Annotated in this window: 22 protein-coding genes; all 22 read right to left on the bottom strand. The window is 46.4% G+C overall.

The genetic code is table 11. The annotated features are described in order from the left end of the window. Positions 1-22: 22 nt before the first annotated feature. Complete coding sequence (gene whiA, locus NSU15_RS00880; protein ID WP_042123310.1) at positions 23-952, bottom strand: DNA-binding protein WhiA; 930 nt, start codon at positions 950-952, stop codon at positions 23-25. Positions 953-1,096: 144 nt separating this feature from the next. After that, complete coding sequence (locus NSU15_RS00875; protein WP_170880206.1) at positions 1,097-2,044, bottom strand: YvcK family protein; 948 nt, start codon at positions 2,042-2,044, stop codon at positions 1,097-1,099. 57 nt (positions 2,045-2,101) lie between these two features. After that, positions 2,102-3,001: an RNase adapter RapZ gene (gene rapZ, locus NSU15_RS00870; RefSeq protein ID WP_042123306.1), complete on the bottom strand. Its 900-nt coding sequence runs from the start codon at positions 2,999-3,001 to the stop codon at positions 2,102-2,104. Positions 3,002-3,046: 45 nt separating this feature from the next. Continuing rightward, positions 3,047-3,997: an ROK family glucokinase gene (locus NSU15_RS00865; protein WP_042123305.1), complete on the bottom strand. Its 951-nt coding sequence runs from the start codon at positions 3,995-3,997 to the stop codon at positions 3,047-3,049. Positions 3,998-4,205: 208 nt separating this feature from the next. Next, positions 4,206-5,465 carry a DUF438 domain-containing protein gene (locus NSU15_RS00860; protein WP_076116263.1) on the bottom strand — a complete coding sequence of 420 codons (1,260 nt, stop codon included), beginning with the start codon at positions 5,463-5,465 and terminating at the stop codon, positions 4,206-4,208. Between the two features lie 40 nt (positions 5,466-5,505). Next, a complete protein-coding gene (locus NSU15_RS00855; protein ID WP_076116261.1) occupies positions 5,506-5,733 on the bottom strand; it encodes a DUF1858 domain-containing protein in 228 nt (75 codons plus the stop codon). 204 nt (positions 5,734-5,937) lie between these two features. After that, positions 5,938-7,428 (bottom strand): altronate dehydratase family protein, encoded by a 1,491-nt coding sequence (locus NSU15_RS00850; protein WP_076116873.1) that lies wholly within the window; start codon positions 7,426-7,428, stop codon positions 5,938-5,940. Positions 7,429-7,462: 34 nt separating this feature from the next. Further along, entirely contained in the window at positions 7,463-8,932 is a 1,470-nt protein-coding gene (locus NSU15_RS00845) for a tagaturonate reductase (RefSeq protein WP_076116260.1), read from the bottom strand. A 160-nt stretch (positions 8,933-9,092) separates the two neighbouring features. Then, a complete protein-coding gene (locus NSU15_RS00840) occupies positions 9,093-10,097 on the bottom strand; it encodes a LacI family DNA-binding transcriptional regulator (protein WP_076116258.1) in 1,005 nt (334 codons plus the stop codon). A 57-nt stretch (positions 10,098-10,154) separates the two neighbouring features. Then, complete coding sequence (gene uxaC / locus NSU15_RS00835) at positions 10,155-11,582, bottom strand: glucuronate isomerase (protein ID WP_076116256.1); 1,428 nt, start codon at positions 11,580-11,582, stop codon at positions 10,155-10,157. Between the two features lie 299 nt (positions 11,583-11,881). Further along, the gene (gene trxB / locus NSU15_RS00830) at positions 11,882-12,835 is read right to left on the bottom strand and encodes a thioredoxin-disulfide reductase (RefSeq protein ID WP_076116253.1); all 954 of its coding nucleotides are present in this window, start codon (positions 12,833-12,835) and stop codon (positions 11,882-11,884) included. A 201-nt stretch (positions 12,836-13,036) separates the two neighbouring features. Beyond that, positions 13,037-14,776, bottom strand: coding sequence for a tetratricopeptide repeat protein (locus NSU15_RS00825; protein WP_339288770.1), 1,740 nt, complete (start codon positions 14,774-14,776; stop codon positions 13,037-13,039). Between the two features lie 233 nt (positions 14,777-15,009). Continuing rightward, positions 15,010-15,960 (bottom strand): ribose-phosphate pyrophosphokinase, encoded by a 951-nt coding sequence (locus NSU15_RS00820; protein ID WP_042123288.1) that lies wholly within the window; start codon positions 15,958-15,960, stop codon positions 15,010-15,012. Positions 15,961-15,983: 23 nt separating this feature from the next. Further along, positions 15,984-16,811, bottom strand: a complete 828-nt coding sequence (hisJ, locus tag NSU15_RS00815) for a histidinol-phosphatase HisJ (protein ID WP_076116249.1) — start codon at positions 16,809-16,811, stop codon at positions 15,984-15,986. 15 nt (positions 16,812-16,826) lie between these two features. Beyond that, on the bottom strand, positions 16,827-17,537 hold the full coding sequence (gene hisIE, locus NSU15_RS00810) for a bifunctional phosphoribosyl-AMP cyclohydrolase/phosphoribosyl-ATP diphosphatase HisIE (RefSeq protein ID WP_042123284.1): 711 nt from the start codon (positions 17,535-17,537) through the stop codon (positions 16,827-16,829). After that, positions 17,534-18,292, bottom strand: coding sequence for an imidazole glycerol phosphate synthase subunit HisF (gene hisF, locus NSU15_RS00805; protein ID WP_042123282.1), 759 nt, complete (start codon positions 18,290-18,292; stop codon positions 17,534-17,536). Before hisF ends, hisIE begins: the two co-directional genes overlap by 4 nt. A gap of 617 nt (positions 18,293-18,909) precedes the next feature. After that, positions 18,910-19,647, bottom strand: coding sequence for a 1-(5-phosphoribosyl)-5-[(5-phosphoribosylamino)methylideneamino]imidazole-4-carboxamide isomerase (gene hisA, locus NSU15_RS00800; RefSeq protein ID WP_339288765.1), 738 nt, complete (start codon positions 19,645-19,647; stop codon positions 18,910-18,912). A gap of 42 nt (positions 19,648-19,689) precedes the next feature. Further along, the gene (hisH, locus tag NSU15_RS00795) at positions 19,690-20,313 is read right to left on the bottom strand and encodes an imidazole glycerol phosphate synthase subunit HisH (RefSeq protein WP_339288763.1); all 624 of its coding nucleotides are present in this window, start codon (positions 20,311-20,313) and stop codon (positions 19,690-19,692) included. Between the two features lies 1 nt (position 20,314). Further along, a complete protein-coding gene (gene hisB / locus NSU15_RS00790; RefSeq protein WP_339288761.1) occupies positions 20,315-20,923 on the bottom strand; it encodes an imidazoleglycerol-phosphate dehydratase HisB in 609 nt (202 codons plus the stop codon). Next, the gene (hisD, locus tag NSU15_RS00785; protein WP_339288759.1) at positions 20,910-22,220 is read right to left on the bottom strand and encodes a histidinol dehydrogenase; all 1,311 of its coding nucleotides are present in this window, start codon (positions 22,218-22,220) and stop codon (positions 20,910-20,912) included. The genes hisB and hisD overlap by 14 nt, the downstream gene beginning before the upstream one ends. Before the next feature lie 36 nt (positions 22,221-22,256). Continuing rightward, positions 22,257-22,895 (bottom strand): ATP phosphoribosyltransferase, encoded by a 639-nt coding sequence (hisG, locus tag NSU15_RS00780; RefSeq protein ID WP_339288757.1) that lies wholly within the window; start codon positions 22,893-22,895, stop codon positions 22,257-22,259. 70 nt (positions 22,896-22,965) lie between these two features. After that, positions 22,966-24,183, bottom strand: a complete 1,218-nt coding sequence (locus NSU15_RS00775; RefSeq protein WP_042131750.1) for an ATP phosphoribosyltransferase regulatory subunit — start codon at positions 24,181-24,183, stop codon at positions 22,966-22,968. Positions 24,184-24,508 lie beyond the last annotated feature (325 nt).

The following is a 24,508-nucleotide window of genomic DNA, read 5'->3' as shown; positions in this document are numbered from 1 at the left end:
AACCACACTAGAAAAAAAGTGACTAGCCGCCGCGAACCTTGTCCGCCAGTTCATCAATCTTACGAAGCCGATGATTTACTCCGGACTTACTAACTGTACCTTTCAGCATTTCACCAACCTCTTTAAGGTTGATATCTGGATGTGCCATTCGAATTTCTGCAACTTCTCGCAATTTATCCGGCAAGCTCTCCAGTCCTACTTCTCGCTGCAGCAGTTTGATATTTTCAATCTGCCGCACCGCGGCACTTATCGTTTTATTGAGATTCGCGGTCTCGCAGTTCACGATCCGATTCACGGAATTACGCATATCCCGCATAATTCTTACATCCTCAAATTTGAACAACGCTTGATGCGCCCCGATCAAACTTAAGAATTCGATAATCTTCTCGCCTTCTTTAATGTATAGAATGAACCCTTTTTTACGTTCAATGCAGCGTGCGTTTAGGTGAAATTCACCAGCTAGATCGACAAGCGCCTTACAATGCTCCTCATACATCGAGGAAATCTCCAAATGGTAAGAGGAACCCTCCGGATTATTAACCGATCCGCCCGCCAAAAAGGCACCGCGTAAATAAGCACGCTTACAGCAGTTATTCCCAACAATCTCTTTATCAATACCGTCGGTAAAAATAAATCCTTCGGACACAATTCTGAGGTCATTTAGGATCTCCTGTACGCGACTAGGAATTCTAACGATATAAACGTTATTTTTCTTCAAACGCATTTTTTTACGCACGAGTAGCTCAATATGGACCTGGTAATATTTCTTAAGCAAAGAATATACCCGCCTTGCAATCGCGGCGTTCTCCGTCGAAATGTCGAGAATAACCTTTTTGCTTGAAAGCTGCACAGATCCATTCATACGGATAAGTGCTGACATTTCCGCCTTCTCACAACAGGGCTCACTCTCCACCATCGTCAGCTCTTTTTTGGTAAGGGCCGCAAAAGACAAGGGTCTCACCTCTTTCTGAAATAAGTACGTCATTCATATATACAAGCATAAACGCCTTCGGCGTCCTTTTGAGGACGGTAAGCGTTTATGCGAGAAATATAAGAAAGTATAGGTGTAAAACTTATATTTTCTTATATTTTTAAGTTATACCCTAGGGTTCCTGTTTATCCAATCTTGCACAAGCTGGTAGATATGATGACTAAGTTTATCGGTATCATGCCTTAAGTAAGTTCGGAATAACACTAGCTTATCCGCGATGACTTTATACCCACTGCCATCTAGTACATCCTTGTCGAGTTGTACCGGACGTGCGCCCTTCTCTGCGTACTTCGTCTGGACCTGCTCTGGAATTTCACCGTCATTGACAATAACATAATCGAATAAATGAATTCCAATATGATCATAAACGGCTTGTAGATGATCATTTACGGTATAATTATCCGTTTCGCCAGGCTGAGTCATTACATTGCAGACAAAGATTTTGATTGCATCCGAAGATACAACGGCTTCTGCTAGCTTTGGAACAAGTAGGTTCGGAAGAATGCTCGTATAGAGACTTCCTGGTCCCAAAAGAATCGCATCAGCGTTTCGAATCGCTTCAAGTGCTTCAGGCAACGGTTCCACATCAGCAGGCTCCAAAGATACCCGTTTGATGATCCCGCCGGCTTCCGGTATCTTAGACTCACCTGTGATAATCGTACCGTCCGACATTTCTGCACGTAACACAACGGCATCTCCCGCAGCGGGCAATACCCGTCCACGAACAGCGAATAATCGGCTAAGCTCGCGAACAGCTGTGACAAAATCACCAGATATATCTGTAAGCGCAGCAAGGATTAGATTACCAAGACTATGACCTGCCAAGCCTTCACCCGTGTTGAAACGATATCTCATAATATCCGCCATGAGCGGTTCCACATCAGCCATAGCTGTTAATACGTTGCGAATGTCCCCAGGAGGTGGCATTTGCAGTTCACTGCGCAAAATGCCCGAGCTTCCTCCATCATCCGCTACCGTAACTATAGCTGTAATATCTAGCGGCTTTTCTTTTAAGCCGCGAAGCATGACAGATAACCCCGTACCACCGCCCATAACGACGATACGTGGACGCTGTCTTTGTTCTTCAGCCACTATGGACCCCTTCTCTCATTAGTGCCGATCACGCTCAGAATCCCGATGACTAACCGCTACGGATTCCGTTTCGCTGACGCCCAGCATTTTACCCAAATATTCCGAAATGGCTACTGAACGGTGTTTTCCGCCTGTACAGCCAATGCCGATAATAATCTGGGATTTACCTTCCCTACGATATTGCGGAATTAAGAAATGAAGCATATCGAGCAGTTTGGTCAGGAACACCTGTGTTTCAGGCCACTTCATTACATAGTCATAGACATCGCTGTCCTGACCTGTTTTTGGCCGCAGGTGATCCACATAATGCGGGTTAGGCAAAAAGCGAACATCGAAGACGAGGTCTGCATCAATAGGAATACCATACTTAAATCCGAACGATGTAATATTGACGGAAAGTGTGCTTTTTCCTAAATGCGAGAACCGAGATACAATCTTCTCTTTAAGCTGCACTGGTTTCATACTGCTAGTATCCAGACATAATGTGGCTGAATTCTTTAATTCCTCAAGCATTTTACGTTCCAGCTTGATACCGTCAAGCGGAAGTCCCTTGGGTGCTAGAGGATGATGACGCCGGCTTTCCTTGTAACGCTGCACAAGTACCGAATCCGTAGCATCCAAGAACAAGATTTCACAGCCAATGGTTGACTCATCTTTGATATAGGCTAGAGACTCGGACAAAGCAGTGAAGAATTCCCGGCCACGCAGGTCAATCACAAGTGCTACCTTAGCGATCTTACCCTTCGACTGCTCAATCAGTTCTGCAAACTTAGGGATCAGCACCGGCGGTAAATTATCGACACAGAAGAACCCTAGGTCTTCCAGACTCTGCACAGCAATTGTCTTACCCGCACCTGACATTCCGGTAATAATGATCAGGGTGGCTCCAGCCGTTGGAGTATTGTCCAATTCGGTCATTAAAGCGTCCCCTCCCTAAATTAGTATATGAATACTCCCTATCTTTTAAGAACGAAGCAGAAGGCCTGCAGCACCAACAATACCTGCATCATTGCCAAGCTCCGCAGGGATAATCGAAACACCCGTCTGAAGCGGAGCTGGTGCGAGCTTAGCGAACACGCGACGAACTTCATCAAATAGAATATCTCCAGCTTTAGACACACCACCACCAATGATAAAGACCTCAGGGTTAAGCACGGCCGCAACAGAAGCCATAGATTTACCCAGATAGTAAGCTGCACGGTTTACTATACGAATCGCTACTTCATCACCAGCTTTAGCCGCATCAAATACTTCCTTCGCTGCAATCTTCTCTACCTGAGAAAGGGAAGTACGATCACCACGAGCGACTGCATCATTAGCCATACGAATAATACCTGTAGCAGAGGAAACGGTTTCCAGACATCCCATATTGCCACAACCACATTGAATAGCTTCCAGATCCGGCACTACAGTGATATGGCCAAGCTCGCCCGCTAGACCCGCGAAACCTTGATAAATCTTTCCATTAATAATGATTCCGCCACCCACACCTGTTCCAAGGGTATAGCAGACACAGTTCTCAATCCCGCGTCCTGCACCACTCCAAGCTTCACCCAGCGCAGCCACGTTCGCATCATTGTCTATTTTGACAGGCTTGTTCCAGCGATCTTCCAAAATGGAGCGAATCGGCACATCTTTAAATCCTATGTTGGGCGCAAGAATGATGATTCCTTCACGAATATTTGTGAACCCTGCTACGCCCGCGCCTACACCTGCAAGCTGATCCCAAGAGTACGGGGAATCCTCCACAATTTGGCGTACATACTTCTCGATATTATCGATAACAGTATCGACACCTTCTGCAGTTCCTGTTGGTCCCTCATAAGTATGTAGTAGAGTTCCCTCAGCATTGCAGATTCCAACCTTAATTGCAGTTCCACCCAAATCCACGCCAACGTAGATATTCTCAGACATGTAACAAGCCACCTTTTTTTATACTAAAATAGTTAATCCTAAGTACCAACTATAATAGAAGCCCCCTCTGTGGTCAAGGAAAGACAACACACCCGGGAATTCCTTATTTCAATAGTATACTCTATTATATTCTAAAAAGACCCTCTTGCGCCAAAGCAAGAGAGTCTTCTTCCCATATTATTATCTGGAAATTTTCCATTAGCACCCATTATTCTGATAGAATACGCTTCTGCCCCTCCAGTGCACGGATGGGTGCGATATTCTGTGTAAACTCTAGCGTCCCCATATACCGGCCTGTCTCGTCGCGGACAGCGAAATAACGGATATAGATAAATTTATCCTTGATGTTGATCCAGAAGTCCTCAGCGTCCTTAATTCCTGCCTTAAAGTCTTCCAGAAGCTTCTCCACCACATGAACACTTTGAGGCGGATGACAGTTCTGTACCGTACGGCCGATAACTGCCTTAGTTCGGGCAAAGATACGTTCCTTGCCGTGTGAAAAATACCGCACAACATCATTTTCATCAATGAATGTCAGATCTACCGGCAGATGATTGAGTACGGTCTCCAGCTGATGCAGTGACAACAGCCCTGTCTCAAAACGTATGAACCCTTCTTGCGGAGTTACTCCCTCTGCTTCTCCCAGCACTGCACCTTCCGGCTCTGCGGCGCGCTCTGGGACCCATTCCTGCTCCGGTGCGGTTAGACAGAAACCAATCTCATCGCTCTCCCGAGCGATTTTGACCCATTCGTCTTCAGTCAGTTTGTCCAGCGCCATAGGCAGTAGAATATTCTCTTCTTTAAAGATCATTTCATTTACTTCCTGGATAATCTCCGTAACTTGAGCCCCAATTTCTGCAGCGTTTCCGTTATACGCGCTAAGTGCTGCTTTGGCCTCTTTTATCATACGGCGGATATTATCATCGACTCCCCACATGACCTTGGTCGGTCCATAAATCCCATACTTTTCAAGGTAAGGAAATAGCAGATTCTCTTTACGACTGTAGTGTTTATCAAGATCTAGCAATAAGCTTAAATCTTCCAATAACTTGAAGATAAGTTCTTCACTGTCGTTCTTCTGAAATTTGGTTGCGTGTAAATCTAAACGGAAGTTTACAAGTCTTTCTATCTCGCGGTTTTCCAGCTTGAAGGTGTGTACTGGATGCCCTGGCTGCTCCTCAGGCTTAGATGAACGGTGAATTTGCTCAATAGAACCTTTAAAAATCGCTGTATGGACCGAACAAAGCCGTTGTACCTCGGATACCGGAATCCCCTCTTCGGTCATTAATGAATGCTCCATAGCTGAGATTTCCGCTACGGTAACATCGCCTACAGCTTCCTCGAAGCGCGCCTTCACCTCTTCTACGCTTTTGCCTGCATGTAGTTCTTTAATAATCTCCTTGAGCATGGCTTGGCGACGAGTTTGCTCCGGTACATCAACCTCGCGGTTATTTATCAGTTCACTCATTATTGATCTCTCCTTAATGATATTTTGATGATAGATGTCTTTATTTCATAATCTCGAAGCCATGTCGTTCAAATGCTAACCTCACGGTTTCGAGATCCATTTTCTTCAATTTGATTCCTTTGGATAAGGTCATGAAACGGCCAGCGGTCTGCAGCATGCCTGGCTTAGCAATGTCCTTAAAGCCCAGCTCTACCATAATCTCAACGACCTCCGGATGCCGTGTTACCATCTCGAAGATAGACTCATCCATTCGCAGCACTTTTTCCATTGGACTATTCTCCTTTGTGTGAGAACTATTCTCAACAACAGATTAGCACAGGCCGTATGGGCCGATTGTGATTGCAGTCACTAAATTAGAAGAATGCAATTATCGTTCTTTTTAAAGATGGATTATGTATAGTCCGAAACTAAAAAAACTGCCCCCTACGCTTAAAAAGCATAAGGGACAGCTTGATTGGTAAATGTTCATTTATTATAGCGTTACTCCTGTTTTAAATATGGAAATCTCACGAAAGTTATTCTTCTCATTATTTACCCATTCCCCACTAGCCACGCTGATAATGTAGTTAATAAAATCACGCAGGACCTCATCTGGAGAACCGTCTTCGACCAACACACCTGCATTAAAATCAATCCAGTGACGTTTGCCTTCATACAAAGGTGTATTCGTCGATACCTTCATCGTTGGCACAAATGTACCAAATGGTGTCCCCCGACCAGTCGTAAAGATCACCAATTGGCAGCCAGCAGCAGCCAGAGCCGACGAAGCCACTAGGTCATTGCCCGGTGCGTTAAGAAGATTTAGTCCTTTGTTAGTGATAAGCTCTCCGTACTTGAGTACATCCATTACCGTAGAATTACCTGATTTTTGAGTGCAACCCAGAGATTTATCCTCAAGCGTAGTAATACCTCCTGCTTTATTGCCTGGGGAAGGATTTTCATATACCGGTTGTTTATAGTCCATAAAATACTGCTTAAAGTCGTTGATAAGATCGACAATTTTGTGAAAAATAGCTTCGTCTGCCGCACGCTCCATCAGAATCTTTTCGGCGCCAAACATCTCGGGCACTTCAGTCAGTACAGTTGTACCGCCCTGAGCAGCCATATAATCAGACAAACGTCCTAGCAGAGGATTCGCAGTAATACCGGACAAACCGTCGGAGCCTCCGCATTTCAGACCGATTTTCAGCTCAGAGAGCGAGACTTCTTCCCGATGATCGCCTTGTACGTTATTGTAGAGTTCCTTCAACAGCTTTACGCCTTCTTCAATCTCATTCCCAACCTCTTGCGAGACAAGAAAACGCACACGATCCTCATCGTAACTACCCAGCATGTCTTTAAAAATATGCAGATTGTTGTTCTCACAACCTAGTCCGAGCACAAGTACGGCGCCCGCATTTGGATGCTTAACCGCATTAGCCAGAATCGTACGAGTATTGTCATGATCATCACCCAGCTGAGAGCAACCATAGTTATGCTTCAGTACGAGCACGTTATCGAACGGAGCGATATCGCCAACCTCTGCCTTGAAAATATTGATGATCTGCTCCGCCACTCCATTCACACAACCAACTGTAGGCACGATCCACAGCTCATTGCGAATACCTACAGTTCCATCAAAGCGACGGTACCCCTTAAAGGTCAAATTCTCATCGGCAAAAGGATTCGGTATCAGCTTCTGCTCAAACGTATATTCCTCTACCCCTGTTAGGTTGGTCTTCGTATTATGGGTATGCACCCATTCACCAGGCGCAATAGGTGCTTTGGTATGACCGATTGGATAACCATATTTCAACACATTCTCGCCTTCGCTAATGCTGGTTAATGCAATTTTATGACCTCTGGCGATATCTTCTGTAATCTTGATCTCTTTTGAACCAATTACGATAGTGTCGCCTGCCTTATAGTCCTTCAATGCAACCGCTACGTTATCAGCATCATTGATTTGTAGTACCTCTTTCATGGTCTTGATCATATCGTTATCCACCTCCTGTGTATTAATTGTGCGCAGGTCTCTTCACGAACATTTGCAGCGCTTGCTTCATCCCTACTCGCTCAATTGCAATTAGCCCTTCTGCCGCCTTGTCAGTCAGCCCCGCAATTTCATTTAAATCACAACCCCAGCGATTTGTTGCCGCCAGTACCTGAGCAGTCAGTGCGCGTAACCCAGAGTCTGTACCATCCCATCCTCCCCACAAGGAAGCGAACCATTCCAAAATATCCGCATCATCCGCAAGCTTAATTTCTTCATCCCCTCTACGTCCTTTATAGAAGGCAATTAATGCGCTCAATGAGAAAACAAGCTTCTCAGGCAATTGTTCCTTGGACTCTACATATTGCAATAAAGAAGGCAGATCTCTTGTCTTAAATTTCGAGATAGCGTTAAGGGAGATGCTCATCAAGTAATGCTGCACATAAGGGTTCAAGAACCGTTCCAATACCGCGTCTGCAAAAGAATTCAATTCCTCTGTCGGCAGATCCAGTGTCGGAATGATCTCATCATAGATTAAGGACTTCACGTAGGCCCCAACCTCTTCGTGCTCAATGGCCTCGGCAACCGTATCAATGCCGTACAAATAGGCTACTGGTGTCATAGCTGTGTGTGCTCCATTTAAAATTCTAACTTTACGAGTCCGGTAAGGCGCTATATCATCGACTACCAGTACATTAAGACCTGCTAATTCAGCAGGGAACTCCTCTTTAATCCACTCTGGCCCTTCAATCACCCAAAGATGGAATTGCTCGCCGACAACGACCAGCTTATCCTCATAACCGAGTTCTTCTGTTATCTCGGCGATAGTGTCTCTTGGATATCCGGGAACAATGCGATCCACCAGACTGCAGCAGAAGGTGTTGGCTTCGTTCAACCAGTCTACAAAGCCCTCTCCAAGATTCCAAAGGTCCGCATATTTTAAAATAACCTTCTTAAGCTCATCACCATTTCGGTCAATCAGCTCGCATGGAATGATGATAAAACCTTTAGAAGCATCCCCATTAAAAAATTCAAAACGTTTATACAATAAGGCTGTCAGCTTGCCCGGGAAACTGCTCTGCGGAGCATCGGTTAACTTGTCGCCTGCTTCAAAAGCAATTCCCGCCTCAGTGGTGTTGGACACGATAAAGCGCAGCTCTGGATTCTCGGCAAGCTTCATATACTCCTCATGCTGGGCAAAAGGATTAAGCGTTCTCGTAATACAGTTGATGACCTCATGTTCTTTTACCGCTACTCCGTCTTTGATTCCTTGGAGATAAAGCGTATATAGACCGTCCTGGGCATTTAGCATTTCTGCAAGTCCGTTGCCCAGCGGTTGTACAACCACCACTCCACCATTGAAATCCGTTTTTTGATTCATCGTATGAATCTGCCAATCTACAAAAGCACGCATGAAATTGCCTTCACCAAATTGCAGGACCTTTTCGGGGTATTGCTTGTAGGCTTTCCAACTATCGCTATTCAATTTTTTCAATGTAAACGCCTCCTATTCATTAATGCACACGATAAACTAATTAAACAAACTATATAATGTATTATTTATATTTTTATTTTTATGAATTTATGCACACGTGAAAATTTTATCTAAAACCCTTTACCATTGTAAAGGATTGAGTGCCATACGCGTCCACCTACTATTTTGACAGCTTCTTAACCGATTCTCTCTCAATAAGCTCTGTCTCGATCGAGATTCGTCCATCTTGTTCTGTAGGTTCCTTGATTAAGCTTAACAACTGGCGTGCACCTTGCTCACTGATCTTCTCAATCGGACGTTTGACCGTGGTAAGCGATGGATTCGCAAAAAGCGAAAAACCAATATCATCAAAACCAACAATAGAGACATCCTTCGGCACCTGCAGCCCTCGCTCGAATACAGATTTCATAGCTCCGATCGCCATATCGTCATTGGAACAAAATACTGCCGTTGGTGGTTTTTCTAAATCCAGCAGCTTGCCCATCGCCTCATATCCGCTTTGCATATCGTAATTACCACTTTTCATATAGTCGTTACGCACAGGGATATTATGGTCAATCAATGCTTTTATAAAACCGTCTCTGCGTTCCTGTGTGGATTTAAAGCCCTCAACACCTTCAATGATCGCAATGTCTTGATGCCCGGACTCAATCAGGTGTTTGCCTGCATGATAAGCGCCTTCCCGGTCATTCGAGATGATATTAATAATGGAGCGATCATCTATCTGCCGATTCAGCACAACGATTGGAATGCCTTGTTGGACCACATGGTAAATGAATTTATTATCTGCTTCACTCTGGCTCATTAGAATAATTCCATCAAAGCGTTTGCGATGAATAGAGGAATATTCCGCATAATCATCGATCCCACGGATGAACAGATTATACTCTACATCTATGACACTATTTACACCACGAATCGTGTCAGAGAAGAAACCAGACGTTGTGCCGTTGGCGATACTCGTGAAGAACAAGCCAATGGTGTATGATCGCTGCATCACAAGGCTTTTAGCATTGTAATTGGGGACATAACCCACTTGCGCAGCGATCTCGGCGATTTTTTTACGTGTAACTTCTTTAATTAGGGGACTGTTGTTAAGTGCTCTTGATACAGTTGTATGTGAAACATTCGCCAGTTTGGCGATATCCTTGATTGTAGGTGCCATGGGTCAACCTTCCTTATCAAACGGGTTTGGCTATTCCATGTAAGGATATCATAACGATTACCTAGTCACCAATGCCTGTTTCGAGAAATTAAAATAATGATCAGCGTTATTGTAACAGATGTTCTCAACCATACCGCCCAGCAGTTCCATATCATCTGGGGCTTCCCCAGTCTCTACCCAGGAGCCTATAAGATCACATAGAATTCTTCTAAAGTACTCATGTCTGGTATACGATAAAAAGCTTCTGGAGTCTGTTAGCATCCCGACAAATTGGCTAAGTACACCGAGGTTGGCGAGCGTCTTCATTTGTTCCAGCATGCCATCCTTATTGTCATTGAACCACCATGCCGTTCCGAATTGAATCTTCCCTGGAATTCCGCCTCCTTGAAAGCAGCCCATTAACCCAGCAATGACATGATTATCATTTGGATTCAGTGAGTACAAAATTGTTTTAGGCAGCGCGTTCTCACGATCCAGCGCATCTAGCAGACCTGCCAGCGGCTTAGCAATCACACCATCATTGATGGAATCATAACCCGTGTCAGGACCGAGACGTCCGAACATTACGCTGTTATTATTGCGCAGCGCATGAATATGGAATTGCATTGCCCAATCCAGCTCGCTATATAATTTACCTAGGAACACAAGTGTGAACCCTTTATATTTCTTTTCTTCACTCTCGCTTACAGTGCCTTCACGAAGCACCTTAGCAAATATTGCCGTAGCTTCCTCCAAGGTAGCTGGCTCAAACATAACTGCATCCAAAGCATGGTCGGATACACGTCCCGCTCTGGCATGGAAGAATCTCACTCTACTCTCCAATGCTTCTAGAAACTGGCAATAATTTTCAACATCCATTCCTGAGACTTCGCTTAGCTGAGCTACCCAAGGTTTGAAGGTAGGTCGATTGATTTCAAGGGCTTTATCTGGACGGAACCCCGGAACTATGCTGACATTAAATCCACTCAAGTGACTGATTTTTTCATGATATTCCAGAGTATCTACAGGGTCATCTGTGGTGCATACAACAGTAACTTTCGATCTAACAATTAGATCTCTTGCTCCATACCCTTCCCCTTGCAGCTGATTATTCACTTCATCCCAAATCTTCGGCGCATTAACCTCATTTAGCAGATCATATACACCAAAGAAACGTTGCAGCTCTAAATGTGTCCAATGATAAAGCGGATTCCCGATAATCTTAGGAACGGTTCTGGACCAGGCTAGAAATTTATCATAGTCACTGGCGTCACCGGTAATGTATTTCTCTTCTACACCATTTGCCCGCATCACTCTCCATTTGTAATGGTCACCATACAGCCAAGCTTCGGTAATATTGTTAAACGTCTTGTTCTCATAAATCTCTTGTGGACTGAGGTGGCAATGATAGTCGATAATCGGCATGTCTTTCGCATTGGTATGAAACAGCTGAATTGCTGTCTCATTGGACAATAAGAAGTTCTCATCCATGAATTTTCTGCTCATGAGATTTGCTGCTCTCCTTTATAATCATAATGGGAGTTGCATTTAGTTTAACGTGAACATTTATTGGTTTTAGAATTTCTTATTAGTAATATAATTAAATCTAAAGACAATTGCTTTTCATTAATTGTTCACGTTAACATTACAATCTTATTGTAAACCTATTTTAAAAATGCGCAAGTCCTTTTTGAAGGATATTGTTACAGTTATTTTAACCATCAACTAGCTTCCTGTCACAAAAAAGCAGGCGACCCTTTAAGAAAGGATCACCTGCTTGAAATCATTCCGATTAAACTTAGCTATTAATCACCCAAGTTTTCGCTCCAGTCATGCACCATTGTGCCTTCAAGATATTTCTCAGCGTCCATTGCTGCCATACAGCCGGTGCCTGCTGCAGAAATCGCTTGGCGATAACGGGTATCCTGTACGTCACCACAAGCAAATACGCCTGAAATGTTCGTTTCAGTAGTACCTGGATTCACCACGATATAACCGTTAGTATCCGTGGTAATCTGACCACCCAAGAAACCCGTATTCGGAGTATGTCCGATCGCGACAAACACTCCGTCTGCTTCGATGAGTTCCTCAAGACCTGTCTCATTGTTCCGAACCTTTAGCCCTTTAACACCGGACTCATCCGTTGTAACCTCAAGCGGTGTGCGATTAAGCGCCCACGCAACCTTACTGTTGTCACGTGCGCGATCCTGCATAATCTTTGAAGCCCTAAGCTCATCACGACGATGAACCAAGGTTACACTGGAAGCAAATCTTGTTAGGAAGCTGGCTTCCTCCATCGCGGAGTCTCCACCACCGATCACGATGATCTTCTTATTACGGAAGAAGAAACCGTCACAAGTAGCACAAGTGCTGACCCCACGGCCTACATTCTCCTGCTCCCCTGGTATTCCTAAATATCTGGCAGAAGCACCGGTAGAGATAATCACCGACTCTGCCTCTAATACACCCAATCCATCTACTGTAACTTTAAATGGACGCTGTGAAAAATCGACGGAGTCCACCCAACCATTCTTGAATTCAGCACCAAAACGTTCAGCCTGCTTCCGCATGTTGTCCATTAAATCCGGGCCGAGAATCCCCTCTGGAAAACCTGGAAAGTTCTCCACTTCCGTTGTCGTTGTCAGTTGTCCACCAGGCTGCATCCCTTCAATTACAAGTGGGTTAAGGTTGGCACGTGCCAAATAAATAGCAGCAGTAAGCCCGGCCGGGCCTGTTCCGATTACAATCGTTTTGTACATAACAGTGGCCTCCTCACAATAGGATTTATTTCAAGCCTAAACGCCTTCGGTGTCCTTATAAGAACGATTAACGATAAGCGTTTAAGTGAGAAATATAAGACATAAAGTAAAGGTGTAGAACTTGTACTTCCTTATATTTTGAAGAAAACGGGCCCTCATTAGAAAGAAGGCTCCGTCTCTACGAAATACTGCATTAATAATTTAGATATTCTCAGTAAACGGGGGAAGACTGTCGCTCACACTTCCCTGAAAGCTGCATTCATCATCGATACGCCGGGCATAGCGACTGACCATCGATACAGAAACGTTGTAGCGCTGAGCTACCTCACGGTAGGTGACTGGAAGGTTATGCATTTTTGCGATCAGATATTCTAAGGCCGCACACCAGCCTTCCGTTTGTCGGATAAAAGGAACATCCGGATATATGCTGCTCACGAATTGCTTCCAGAGTAATTCAGCATCCTTTTTCTGGACGGCATCGAATCTCCGGTCCATCATACTTACTGTCTGATCAATGACTTTTTGCCAATCTTCTCTCCAATCCGGCAATCCCTTCAGACGTGCAGTAGGCGTTTCTTTGGCTTCCTGAAGTACATTTTCCTCCGGAACACTACCAATCAGCCGTTGCAGACTGAGAAGTGCGGCTTCTTGAAGCTTTTCTTCCTGTAAAGGCTGTTGCTTCAAAAGTCCTTGCAGAATCTCGGACATTTCTTCATCTTCGATCCAGCGCAGAGCTTCCGTCACCTGAAGCTTCGTATTGGCATCGCCGTAGCGAAGCGCCCAGAAGAAAGAAGATCGGAGCAGTGGATTGTTCCGCACCTCTTCGGCAAAGCTGCCCTTATTGTCTTTCCACAGCTTCAGCTGCTCTTGAAAGGGGAGCTGATAGTTGTAGCTAATAGGAGAGAGCACTTTACCTTCTCCCTGCGCTTGCTGCAGCTGAGCCAGAAAAAACCTCGGCACAGCCGATTCCGGATCCAGCTTAGCAGCTTTTTGCCAGCAACGCTGAGCTTCTGTGTACAGACCACTATTGCTAGCTGCCGCTGCACAATAATGGTACAAGCTGGCGTCACCGCCGACTTCTTCATCCTTCAGCAGGCGTCGAAAATGACCGTAGGCGGTTCTATGCCGTCCCAGAATCCCCATGGTAGTGGCCATTTTGAACAAATGCTCCTGGTGAAAAGGAATAGTTGTCTCTAACAGACGTAACAATCCAGCTAGCTGCCCCCGGTCACCTTCATACTGCAGAAAGATCGCCAAGTTACAGAGTGCATGTAAATTCCCTGAGTCCTGTTCAAGCACCCGCATGATGCATTCTTTGGCTTTGGTGAAACGCCCCATATAGAAATACGCAAGGGCTAGGTTGTTATGCGCCGCCAAGAAGTCTGGCGTATTGCTCACAATCTCTTCAAGCAAAGTTACGGCTTGTGTAAACTTGCCTTCTTCCAACAGCGCTCGGGCCCGCTCATGCTCTATTACCCCTTCCCGGCTTCTAATCCGGATAAGCGGCGCAGGACGATCCAGCTCATACTGCAGAAGTTCCATCAATTCTTCCGATTCGGCCAGAAATTCACCGTTCACATCTTCTTCGAGATAAGTAACGAGTGAACGTTCGGCCTCCTCATAGCTTTCCATATTGGCGAAGTTGTTAGCCATATAGAAATAACATTCCGTCATTCCAGGATCAATATTCTCTAGGACATGGGTCAAAATGTCATTAGACGCCTCATAATTACCCATCTCTGATAATACGCCTGCTACGTTGCAATGATTTACCGGGTTCTCCGGTTCGTACTCTACAGCTTTGCGAAAATTCTTTAATGCCTTATCATATTGAAAGCGATCCAAGGACCGAACGGCTCTTTCAAAGAAAAAATTGGCATTCAGAGTGACAGGAATAACATTACCATTCTCCGCATCATACTCTGAAGTTCTCTCCATCATGGAAGCAAGGCACCCCCTTATAAGAAGCTTCCTTATACTAACGAAAAAATAGGAGAACGGCGCCCAATAGGGTATACCGGAGCTCCAAACTTAATCGCTATTCCGTTCCCTTTATGGGTGCGGCTATCTTCACACAGTATACCACATGTGACCGTGAGATTCTCAAGTTGAGAAAGACTCTACCACTCCATTAACAGCAACTTTCTCAAGTAAAAAATAAAAAAGACGGGGAATTAAATTCCCGCGTCTCTGAAAAGCTTGTCGATCGAACCGCCCTCAAGAATAATGCGTGTTGCTTGCGCAAGCATCGGTGCAACCGATAAGACCGTAAACCGACTTGAATGATCATCTGGCAGCGCGATAGAATCGGTAATGACCACTTCCTGAACAGAGGGATGGTCAAGCCGCTGCAACGCAGGTCCTGAGAACAATCCATGCGTCGCACAGACGATACTGTCCTTCGCACCTCTCTCTTTCAAACCCTCTACGACATTCACAATAGTAGTTCCTGTATCAATCAGGTCTTCGATAATGATCGGTGTACGTCCCTCGACATCGCCAATGACATGAGTGATTACCGATTCATTATGGGCAGGACGCTTCTTAATCATAATGGCAAAAGGGGAATCCAGCTTATTCGCCAGCTTCTCAGCCATAGATGCACGTCCGGCATCCGGGGAGACAATGACCAGATCAGACATAGCCTTGGCTTTCAAATGACTGCTGATCAAATCAAGTGCAGTCAGATGATCGACCGGAATGTTGAAAAAGCCTTGAATTGCCGCTGCATGCAAATCGATAGTGATCACACGGGTTGCGCCTGCAGTCGTAAGTACATCTGCTACCATCTTAGCCGAGATCGGTTCACGAGGTGCAGACTTACGTTCCTGCCGAGCGTATCCATAATACGGTACAATAATGTTAACTGTACGCGCCGATGCCCGTTTGGCGGCATCTATCATCACGAGCAGTTCCACGAACATCTCATTAATGGGATGGGATAGGGATTGCACCAAAAATACGTCGCAGTTCCGGATGCTCTCTTCGTAATGCACGTAAATCTCGCCGCTCATGAAACGGGTCAGCTTAATCTGCCCCAATTCAACACCAAGTCGCTCTGCAATATCTGCCGCCAGCTTTGGATTCGACGAACCGGAAAAAATACGTAATTGTTGATGATGCATAATACCCTCCTGCGGATTATAAATTATAGTTTGAACGGAACAGCGGTACGGCGGCGTCCCTCAAATACAGCCAGTTCACGGAAACCTGTGTGCCACAGCATGCTGCGTGCCTCTTGCAAGCCGTCACCAAGCTTGGCAGGGTCATGTGCATCCGAGCCGAGCGTAAGCGGTATACCGAGCTTAAAAGCCTCCTGTAGCAGGTGTTCCGCCGGGAACATCTCAGCACATGGTTTGGAAAGTCCTGAAGCATTCAGCTCCATGGCGATGCCGCTATCCGCTATAACCTTTAAGGTATCCAGCTCCAGCGCTTTCACCTCTGCTTTTCCTTCTGGTGTCTGTGGACCATAACCGAACCGTTTAATAACATCCATATGTCCTATAATATCATATAATCCTGATAACGCCGACTTCTTTACAGCATCATAATAAAGACGATATACCTCTAGTTCATCCTTGCCTTCCCAGCCATGAACCTGTCGATGGTCTGTGATATCCCATTCCCCAAGAAAATGCACGGAACCTATCAGATAATCCCATGGGTAAGGAGATAAAATCTCACGAATTTGATCTTCGTATCCTTCAATATAATCCGCTTCCAGCCCCACCCGCAGATCTATGACTCCTCGGTAGCGTTCCTTCAGCGTCAGGCATTCCTCCACATAACGAGGCAGTTCGGCCATTGGCATAGCCATTTCAGGGTAATAGCTAGCGGGATCGACATGGATGAGCGGCAAGTGGTCCGACAACCCTAACTGCTGCAGTCCAAGCGCTATCCCACGCTGCACATATTCCTCAAGCTTGCCCACGGCATGACCGCAGCGCTCATGATGCGTGTGGTAATCGATATGCATCCGTCAGTTCCCTCCCTAGTACTGGTCCCGGCGTGGGCGCTCGTGGCGGGTACTCAATTCTTCCATGATCTCATCCAGCGGAAGCTTGCGCTCCTGCAGCAGTACTAGTAAGTGGTAGATCAGATCACTAACTTCAAGACGCAGCTCGGCGTTATCTTTATTTTTGGCGGCAATAATGGTCTCGGAGGCTTCCTCGCCTACCTTTTTGAGGATCTTATCCACGCCTTTATCAAACAAATAAGTGGTATACGCACCTTCCGGACGCTCTACCTCCCGCTCAGCAATCACGCGCTCCAGCTCACCAAGAACAGCAAAACGCTCGCCATCCGTATTACCAGGAGACGACTTTTGAGCTTCCTTGGTTTGGTTATTCAAAGGAATCTCACGGAAAAAACACGACGTAGCTCCAGTATGGCAAGCCGGTCCTTCAGGGACAACCTTCACAAGCAATGTATCGCTATCACAATCATAGGATATGGATGTAATCGCTTGTGTGTTGCCTGAGGTTCCACCTTTGTGCCAAAGCTCACTGCGTGAGCGGCTCCAGAACCATGTCTGACCACTTTCCAGCGAGAGCTGTAATGATTCCGAATTCATATAAGCAACCATCAAAACTTCTAGTGTGTTAGCATCCTGTACAACGGTAGGCACCAACCCTGCTTCATTCCAACGAATGCCGGCCAGCGCTTCTTTTTGGCTGGATGTATTCTTTTCTGTTTCGCTCATCGGATCTCTACCCCTTTTTGCTTCAAGTCTGCCTTTAAGTCATTAATAGCAATCTCTTTATAGTGAAAAATGGTCGCCGCCAGTCCCGCATCGGCTTTCCCTTCCGTAAATACATCGTAAAAATGCTCCTTCTTCCCAGCGCCGCCGGAAGCAATCACAGGAATACTGAGCAAGTCGCTTACAGCTGAGGTTAGCTTCAAATCGAAGCCATCTTTTGTACCATCTGCATCCATACTAGTGAGTAGAATCTCACCTGCACCCAGCTTCTCAGCTTCCTTGGCCCAGGTCAAAGCACGGATACCAGTGGGCTTGCGACCACCATGCGTATACACTTCCCATTCACCAAAGGCCTCGTTATATTTAGCATCTATTGCTACCACAATACATTGAGAGCCAAAACGGCGTGCACCTTCCAGAATTAACTGTGGATTAGTAATTGCTGCCGTATTTATACCGATTTTGTCTGCGCCTGCACGTAGGATCCGCTTCATATCATCAGGTGTAGAGATCCCTCCACCCACTGTGAAAGGAATGGCGATTTCACCTGCGGTCTGCCGCACTACTTCAATCATAGTCGCTCGACCTTCTACAGAAGCAGAAATGTCGAGAAACACCAGTTCATCCGCGCCCTCACGGTCATACAGCGCCGCCAATTCTACCGGATCTCCGGCATCACGCAAATTCACAAAGTTAACGCCTTTGACTACCCGTCCATCCTTAACGTCAAGACAGGGAATGATACGTTTTGCTAACATTAAATGTTCCTCCTTTCCATGTGTTTCCCTAAACCATTTCGATCCCCCTTAGCCAAGGGGGGCACCAAGGGCTACGGCCCTCTGGACATCCGGATTGTTGGCATAAGCGAGACCAACTTCAATACTCACTCTATAATCACTATGTTTCCACGACTCTTGCTCCTAGCAGGACGACGGACTCGCGACACCTGCAAGACCACATTCATATAGGCGGCCTGTGGGCTCGCGCTCATGAAATAATCGACTCATTTAGTTGCACAACGTGCAGTTATTTCATCGTCGGTAAAGCAAACCAGGCGTTTAACTGCATTTCGTACAATTAAATCTGGGAATGAGCTTAGATATAAGCTCAACTCTCATTTATAGCTGCACGAAATACAATTAAATTAGCAAACACGCTCTTAACTGGAATAATAGTTGTATGAAGTACACTTATATCATCCATCTGAGGAGTACTGTCCCGTTCTACCAACTTAGTCACTCGGTAGCTGGTGACTATAAGCCTAGTTCAACGTTCTATTGCACTAAATACAACCAAAACCCCTATAAATGCAATTTTTCACAGAGTAAGAACGAGTTAATTAGTCAGGTTGGTCAACTAACGCACATAATCAGCACTACTTCTGCCCGAGTGCCTGCAAAGCTTTGGAAAGATCGATATTGCCCGTGTACAACGCCTTGCCAACAATAGCTCCACCCACACCGCTACCGCTATGCACGTTTAGACGTAACAGATCATCAAGACTGGTGACTCCGCCGGAAGCGATCACCGTTTTGCCGCTGACCTTCGCCATGGACACAATGCCCTCCACGTTTGGACCCTGCATCATCCCATCGCGGGAGATATCGGTGTAAATGAACGTTTCCGCTCCTTTTGCAGCCAGTTCCTTAGCAAGATCCTCGGCCCGTACTTCAGAGGTGTTCAACCAGCCGTGTGTCGCAACAAACCCGTTGCGCGCATCAATGCCGATAGCTACTTTATCACCGTATTTAGCCAATACCGCTTCGGTAAAAGCATGGTCATTAATTGCAGCAGTGCCGATAATAACGCGGCTAACGCCAAGTCCGAGCAATTTTTCCACATCCGCAAGATTACGAAGGCCACCGCCTACTTGAACAGGCACATTAGCATTAGCAGCAATAGCGCCGATAATCGCATCATTCACAGGATGACCTGCTTTCGCACCGTCCAAGTCCACCAAATGAATGAACTTTCCGCCTTGCTCTTCCCATGATTTCGCCACTTCCAGTGGACTATCATTGTATATCGTTTCCTGACTGTAATCCCCTTGTTGCAGCCTGACACATTTTCCATCCCGGATATCAATCGCCGGATATACAATAAAAGAAGACATTTGGCGCTCCCCACTTTCGTTACATTATATTTATAGCGCGGCTTACGCCCGCTGTCCCTTTAATTCCAAAAAATTACCCAGCAGCTTGATGCCCAGCTCCCCGCTTTTCTCCGGATGAAACTGCATGCCGAACACATTATCTTGCCCCACTATAGCTGTGACTGGGTAACCATAATCGGTGACAGCCAGCAGATCACTCTCATTCGCTACTAGCGCATGATAAGAGTGTACAAAGTACACATGACCCTCATCAAGATCTGCAAAAAGCGGACTTTGCGGCTGCCTAAAGCTCAGCTTGTTCCACCCCATATGCGGTACTTTATAACCATCTCTAGGAGCGAACCGCACCACCGAACCTGAGAGAATATCAAGTCCCTCATGGCTGCCATGCTCTTCACCGCTGCTAAATAGCAGCTGCATGCCAAGACAAATGCCAAGCAGCGGCTGGGTTCCGGCTGCTACCTGTTTGACCACTAGATCCAAACCGCTTTCCCGCAGCTGCTCCATCGCATCGCCAAATGCACCGACACCTGGCAGAATGACACTATCAGCAGCAAGAATTTGCTCGGCATCCCCTGTCACAACACACTCATAACCGAGACGTTCTACCGCCTTGTTCACACTGTGCAGGTTGCCCATGCCATAATCGACGATTGCAACAGTCATGCTACAGCACTCCCTTCGTAGAAGGTACACCCTTCACACGCGGGTCAATCAGTGTCGCTTCATCGAGCGCACGTCCGAGAGCCTTGAAAACAGCCTCAATCATGTGATGTGTGTTAGAACCGTAGTGTACGATCACATGCAGCGTAATCCGAGCTTCCAGTGCGAACTTCCATAAGAACTCCTGAACAAGCTCCGTCGAAAAGCTGCCCACCTGCTGTGAAGGATACGTTGCGCGATATTCAAAGTGCGGCCGATTGCTAATATCGATTACAACCTGTGCCAACGCCTCATCCATCGGTACAAAAACACTCGCATAACGTTTGATTCCTTTTTTATCACCTAGTGCATCGTACAATGCTTGACCTAGGCAGATTCCAATGTCTTCAACCGTGTGGTGATCATCAATTTCGATATCTCCACGGGCCTGTACAGATAGGTCAAACTGACCGTGCTTCGTAAACAAATCCAGCATATGATTCAAAAAAGGAACATCCGTCTCCAGCTCGGAAACTCCACTTCCATCTACGTTAAGAGACAGCTTAATATCCGTCTCGTTTGTTTTACGGCTTAGTCCTGCTTGGCGCAAGGCCTGTTCATTATTGTTCTCCATATCCGTCTCCACCTTTTCCTTCGTTCTTGAGTCGAATCTCAATGGCTCGTGCGTGGCCCTCTAACCCCTCGCGGCGTGCGAGCTCTATAATGGTCTTCCCATCCCGCAGGAGGGCTTCCTTACTGTAATAGATCAGACTTGATTTCTTTATAAAATCATCCACGTCCACTGGTGACGAGAACCGTGCTGTACCATTGGTCGGGATTATATGATTTGGTCCGGCAAAATAATCGCCCACGGGCTCGGAACTATATGCTCCCAGGAAGATCGCTCCAGCATTCTCGATGCTGCCCACAAGACCCATCGGATCCTCGACAACAATCTCTAGATGCTCTGGTGCCAAACGATTCACTACGGAGATTCCCTCCTCCATAGACTCCACAACAATGATCGCGCCGTAATTCTCTACGGATGAACGGGCGATCGCCTGACGGGGCAGCTCCTGTAGCTGACGCTCCACTTCGGCTGCCACACTATCCGCCAAGCTCTGCGATGGCGTAACCAGAATCGCTGAGGCCATCTCGTCATGCTCGGCCTGCGAGAGCAGATCCGCTGCGACATAGGCCGGCTCAGCGGTCTCATCTGCGAGCACGACAATCTCGCTTGGTCCCGCGATACTGTCGATGTCCACGGCGCCATATACCTCGCGTTTCGCCAGCGCAACGTATATATTGCCGGGTCCACATATCTTATCTACCGGTGCTATGCTCTCCGTCCCAAAAGCCAAAGCAGCTACCGCCTGCGCTCCGCCCACACGGTAGATTTCATTCACACCTGCTTCTGCGGCAGCGACCAGGATGTAAGGATCAATTCCTTCTTTGCCGCCGGTGGATGGCGGGGTTACCATAACGATCTCCGGCACGCCCGCGATCTGCGCAGGGATCACGTTCATCAGCACCGAGGAAGGATAAGCTGCCTTGCCGCCAGGAACATATACCCCTACCCGCTTCAGCGGACGAATAATCTGCCCCAGAATCGTACCATCAGGCTGCAAGTCCATCCACGAATTCCGTTTCTGTCTAGCATGAAAAGCCCGGATATTTGCTGCGGCCGCTTGAATAGCGAATACGAAAGATTCTTCTACTCGACCATATGCCGCCTGAAGCTCTTCCGGGGTTACCCGTAGCTGATTAGGCGTAAGCGCAACACCGTCAAATTGCTCCGTGTAGCGAAGAAGCGCCGTGTCTCCTTCTTTTTTAATCGCGAATACAATTTCCTTTACCGCCTGATTTTGCTCTGGCGTTCCATACTCGACTTCTCGCTCTAGCTTAAAATCCTTGCTCGATACAACCTTCATCGCCGGTTCCTCCCTTTACCCCTTAACATCTGTCACCTACCGTAAATTTGGTTCCCCTATAACCGCCTGTAATCGGTCACACAGCCGCTGTATCTCTTCATTTTTCATCCGATAGCTCACACGATTGGCCACAAGGCGGCTCGTAATTTCGAATATGCTCTTCATTTCAATTAACCCATTATCCCGCAGCGTTTGCCCGGTTTCTACCATATCCACGATACGATCAGCGAGACCAATCAGCGGCGCAAGCTCAATTGAACCATTTAGTTTCACAACCTCGACCTGTTGTCCCTGTTCCCGGAAATACTTTGATGCTACATTCGGATATTTCGTCGCCACACGCTGCTGAATTCCCGGCTGCCAGTTCGGCAATCCAATGATCGACATCCGGCATCGAGCAATGCCAAGATCAAGCAGCTCATATACATCACGATCTTCCTCCAGCAATACGTCCTTGCCCACGATTCCAATATCCGCCACACCATATTCTACATATGTAGGTACATCTACTGGTTTCGCTAATATAAACTCCATCCCTGCCTCAGGCAGTGGAATAACAAGCTTGCGGGATGCCTCACCATCTGGTGGAATCGGGAGACCTGCCTGGCGGAACAGCTCAGCAGCCTTTTCATAAATCCGACCTTTAGGCATAGCGACCTTCAAAATCTGTGCCATCGTTAAGTTGCCTCCTTTTCCATCTCCATGCAAAATTTATCTTAACCGCTCATTCTTACTAGCGATATCCTCAGCCATGCTCACTTATAAAAGACACAAAGGTATAAATTTCTCCGTACCGCACACCCTCTGCTTCGACTGTGTCCGTATCCAGACGCTTCACCGTTTCAAGCTCTTCTGGTCCTGCTGCCAATCTAGTCACTACTGCGTGACCTTCCGACCGCAAGCGTGTTGCCTCTTCCAGACCTTCTTTTCTGCGAGTAGCATCGTATTGGATTAAGATGGGCAACTCTTCCTCTTCGTTTGAGCCGGTCACACCATCGAGAATGCGATTTGTTTTTAAAGAAAACCCTGTGGATGGGATCGGACGGCCAAACTGCTGCAGCAGATTGTCATATCTACCTCCACTGCATACCGGAAATCCTAATTCTGCTGCATACCCTTCAAATGTCATACCTGTATAATAGGAAAAGTCCCCGATCATCGTCAGATCAATCAGTACATGCTGTGATACCCCGTAAGAGACTAGTACCTCCCATACCTTACACAAATGGTCTATCGAATGACGGGCAAGCGGATGACTGCTAAGCTCTAGTGCCTGTCCACAAATCTCCTTACCCCCACGTAAACGCAGCAATCCATCCAGTTCATTCTTCTGAGCTTCCGTCAGATCCAGTCTCCGCAAGGTCTCACGGAAAGAGACATAGTCACGGCCCAGCAAATGACTCTTCAGCTCCTCTTGAACCTCCGGTAATTCTGGAAGTGCCTCTTGAAATAAACCATTCAGAAAACCGACATGCCCCATAGCGATTTTAAAAGACTTCACACCCGCAGCCTGCAACGATGAAATCGCGAGCGCTACTACTTCAGCATCAGCCTCAGGTGAGTCATCACCTACCAGCTCGACCCCTGTCTGGAAGAACTCCGCTTCCCGCCCTGCTTCTTCCTCTATGGCACGGAAGACATTAGCGTGATAGGATAACCGCAATGGTAATGGCTCATCCTTCAATAAAGATGCGACAACTCGGGCAACTGGAGCAGTCATTTCAGAACGAAGCACTAGCGCCTGACCACGATTGTTGAGCAATTTATAAAGCTTTTGGTCGGACGTTGAGCTAGCCACGCCAACCGTATCGTAATATTCTAGCGTCGGAGTCATCATTTGCTGATAACCCCAGCGACTCATACAATGCAGGACATCATTCTCAATTTTGCGTAATTTTGTTACGGCCCGGGGCAGATAGTCCCGAACGCCAGACGGCTTCTCAAATCCCTTTGGTTTGGACATCTTCATTGTTCACCTCGTCAGTTATCATTAGATACTGTTTATGTTTACTTTACTATGGTAAAGTGGTAGCAAATTAAAGTATTTTCAATATCGTATCATGTTCACTGCTTTTTCGTCAATCAAACGGGGTAAAGCCTATAACTTCATTTCAAATGCTTGTATGCTTAAGCTTGTCTGAATTAAACACTTATGTACTTCGAACCAAAACTTGGGAATCCCTTTATTTTGCCTCCACGTTTATCCAATACTATAATGAGCTAATATGATTGTACTTCATAATTCTGTAATTTGTGTTCTAAAAATCTACCCACAACTAGAAAGAAGG

Source organism: Paenibacillus sp. FSL E2-0201, assembly GCF_037963325.1.
Lineage (GTDB): Bacteria > Bacillota > Bacilli > Paenibacillales > Paenibacillaceae > Paenibacillus_AQ.
This window is presented reverse-complemented; position numbering and strand designations above follow the sequence as displayed.